General features: G+C 46.0%; 2 protein-coding genes. Both read left to right on the forward strand.

Annotated elements, in window-relative coordinates; all coding sequences use genetic code 11:
* Positions 1 to 505 precede the first annotated feature (505 nt).
* A complete protein-coding gene (gene ltrA / locus IWX84_RS15255) occupies positions 506 to 1,822 on the forward strand; it encodes a group II intron reverse transcriptase/maturase (RefSeq protein WP_196851617.1) in 1,317 nt (438 codons plus the stop codon).
* Positions 1,823 to 2,366: 544 nt separating this feature from the next.
* Entirely contained in the window at positions 2,367 to 3,683 is a 1,317-nt protein-coding gene (gene ltrA, locus IWX84_RS15260; protein WP_196851617.1) for a group II intron reverse transcriptase/maturase, read from the forward strand.
* The last annotated feature ends 43 nt before the right edge of the window (positions 3,684 to 3,726 follow it).

A 3,726-nucleotide genomic window follows, 5' to 3' on the forward strand; every position in this document is an offset into this window, starting at 1 on the left:
TGTGTGTGCCCTGCATACGCTCCCATTCCTCAAAAGTAGGAATTTTATCTAGAGGGTGCAAGTCCCTTATCGGCAAGTTGTTGTATTATATTGAGCCGATTAGCAAGTGACAAGCTCGAAAGGGGTGACCCTTTGAGTGAAGGAAGTCAAACGGCAAAAGTCTGAACCGAGGAACACAAAGCGCATAAGAGGCTGGATAAATTGGGTAAGTTGCCACAGCACAACAAAGCCTTTAGACAACAGGTTTATTCAGTAGATGTGTCGGGATTAGACGGAAAGAGGGAGTGTTTACCTGGGGAGGTCTCTTAGATTACGAGTTAATCCCAAAGAGAAGTCAGCAGAGGTCATAGTACTTGGGGCAACGAGTTACCAACAGAAAGGTATAGGACTCACAAACAAGGAAGGACTGAACGCAAAGAGGTTCTTAATTTTCAACGGAATCCGCCACGGCGGATAGCCCTGAAAAACAAGAACAGGTTACAAAGTATTAATGTAAAACAAAGCAGTGATTTCCAGAGTAGTACATCCTTACAATCTCCAAAAAGCGTTGGAACACGTCATTGCCAATAAAGGCAGTGCGGGCGTTGACGGCATAAAAACCGCTCAACTCAAGGAACATTTTCCTGCTCGAAAAAACCAACTGCTTCAGGAAATCACTGAGGAGAACTACTTACCCCAACCGATTTTGGGCGTGGAGATTCCCAAGGGAAACGGTAAAACCCGACTCTTGGGCGTTCCCACCACCACCGACCGAGTGTTGCAACAAGCCGTGGCACAAGTGATAGCACCATTATTTGAACCCAAGTTTAGTGCTTACAGTTTTGGATTTAGACCCAACAAGAATGCCCGACAAGCCGTTGGGCAATCGCGGGAATACATCCATCAGGGATTGAACCACATCGTGGATATTGACCTGAAGACCTTCTTTGACGAAGTCGACCACTGTTTACTGCTGAATTTGCTGTTCCAAAAAGTGAAGTGCAAAACCACGATGCGATTAATCCGCAAATGGTTGCGCGCACCGATACGCATCAAAGGCAAACTTCAAAAACGAAACAAAGGCGTTCCTCAAGGAAGTCCTTTAAGTCCATTATTGTCAAATATCTTGCTCCATGAATTGGACAGGGAAATGATAAGACGAGGGCTGAAATTCGTTCGCTATGCAGATGATTTTAGTATCTACTGCAAGTCGGCCAATCAGGCGAAAGCCACGGCACAAGTGATTGCAAAATTCTTGAAAACCAAGCTCAAACTCACTATCAACACGGAGAAAAGCGGAATTAGAAAACCCGTTAACTTCAATTTGTTAGGCTTTGGGTTTGTGCCTACGTACGAGAAAGGGAGCAAGAACCAGTACCAACTGGTAGTGTCGGAAAAGGCATGGACAAACCTAAAACAAAAGCTGAAAAGCATCACCCGAAAAACCACTCCAGCCAAATTCGAAGAGCGCATTGCCAAGATAAACGAAATCCAACGAGGATGGTTAAACTATTTTCGGGGAACGAGCATCGCAGGCAAATTACGAGATTTAGATGGCTGGTTACGAAACCGACTCCGCTATTGCATTTGGCACGACTGGAAAAAACCCGAAAGGAAAAGGAAAAACCTGATTCGACTGGGCGTTGACCAAGACCATGCCTATGCTTGGAGTCGCACCAGAAAAGGCGGTTGGGCGATAGCGCAGAGCCCAATTTTAGGGACAACCATTACGCTTAAACGCTTGAAAAAACGAGGGTATCAATCATTGACCGATGTTTACATCGAACTCAACCCATCTCTTTGCGAACCGCCGTATACGAGACCCGTACGTACGGTGGTGTGAGAGGCGCACTCCGTCAGTTACTGGCGGAGCCGTCTACTCGATGTGTGCCCTGCATACGCTCCCATTCCTCAAAAGTAGGAATTTTATCTAGAGGGTGCAAGTCCCTTATCGGCAAGTTGTTGTATTATATTGAGCCGATTAGCAAGTGACAAGCTCGAAAGGGGTGACCCTTTGAGTGAAGGAAGTCAAACGGCAAAAGTCTGAACCGAGGAACACAAAGCGCATAAGAGGCTGGATAAATTGGGTAAGTTGCCACAGCACAACAAAGCCTTTAGACAACAGGTTTATTCAGTAGATGTGTCGGGATTAGACGGAAAGAGGGAGTGTTTACCTGGGGAGGTCTCTTAGATTACGAGTTAATCCCAAAGAGAAGTCAGCAGAGGTCATAGTACTTGGGGCAACGAGTTACCAACAGAAAGGTATAGGACTCACAAACAAGGAAGGACTGAACGCAAAGAGGTTCTTAATTTTCAACGGAATCCGCCACGGCGGATAGCCCTGAAAAACAAGAACAGGTTACAAAGTATTAATGTAAAACAAAGCAGTGATTTCCAGAGTAGTACATCCTTACAATCTCCAAAAAGCGTTGGAACACGTCATTGCCAATAAAGGCAGTGCGGGCGTTGACGGCATAAAAACCGCTCAACTCAAGGAACATTTTCCTGCTCGAAAAAACCAACTGCTTCAGGAAATCACTGAGGAGAACTACTTACCCCAACCGATTTTGGGCGTGGAGATTCCCAAGGGAAACGGTAAAACCCGACTCTTGGGCGTTCCCACCACCACCGACCGAGTGTTGCAACAAGCCGTGGCACAAGTGATAGCACCATTATTTGAACCCAAGTTTAGTGCTTACAGTTTTGGATTTAGACCCAACAAGAATGCCCGACAAGCCGTTGGGCAATCGCGGGAATACATCCATCAGGGATTGAACCACATCGTGGATATTGACCTGAAGACCTTCTTTGACGAAGTCGACCACTGTTTACTGCTGAATTTGCTGTTCCAAAAAGTGAAGTGCAAAACCACGATGCGATTAATCCGCAAATGGTTGCGCGCACCGATACGCATCAAAGGCAAACTTCAAAAACGAAACAAAGGCGTTCCTCAAGGAAGTCCTTTAAGTCCATTATTGTCAAATATCTTGCTCCATGAATTGGACAGGGAAATGATAAGACGAGGGCTGAAATTCGTTCGCTATGCAGATGATTTTAGTATCTACTGCAAGTCGGCCAATCAGGCGAAAGCCACGGCACAAGTGATTGCAAAATTCTTGAAAACCAAGCTCAAACTCACTATCAACACGGAGAAAAGCGGAATTAGAAAACCCGTTAACTTCAATTTGTTAGGCTTTGGGTTTGTGCCTACGTACGAGAAAGGGAGCAAGAACCAGTACCAACTGGTAGTGTCGGAAAAGGCATGGACAAACCTAAAACAAAAGCTGAAAAGCATCACCCGAAAAACCACTCCAGCCAAATTCGAAGAGCGCATTGCCAAGATAAACGAAATCCAACGAGGATGGTTAAACTATTTTCGGGGAACGAGCATCGCAGGCAAATTACGAGATTTAGATGGCTGGTTACGAAACCGACTCCGCTATTGCATTTGGCACGACTGGAAAAAACCCGAAAGGAAAAGGAAAAACCTGATTCGACTGGGCGTTGACCAAGACCATGCCTATGCTTGGAGTCGCACCAGAAAAGGCGGTTGGGCGATAGCGCAGAGCCCAATTTTAGGGACAACCATTACGCTTAAACGCTTGAAAAAACGAGGGTATCAATCATTGACCGATGTTTACATCGAACTCAACCCATCTCTTTGCGAACCGCCGTATACGAGACCCGTACGTACGGTGGTGTGAGAGGCGCACTCCGTCAGTTACTGGCGGAGCCGTCTACTCGATT

The organism is Flavobacterium sp. CG_9.10 (assembly GCF_015752245.1).
In the GTDB taxonomy this organism is placed as follows: Bacteria; Bacteroidota; Bacteroidia; order Flavobacteriales; family Flavobacteriaceae; genus Flavobacterium.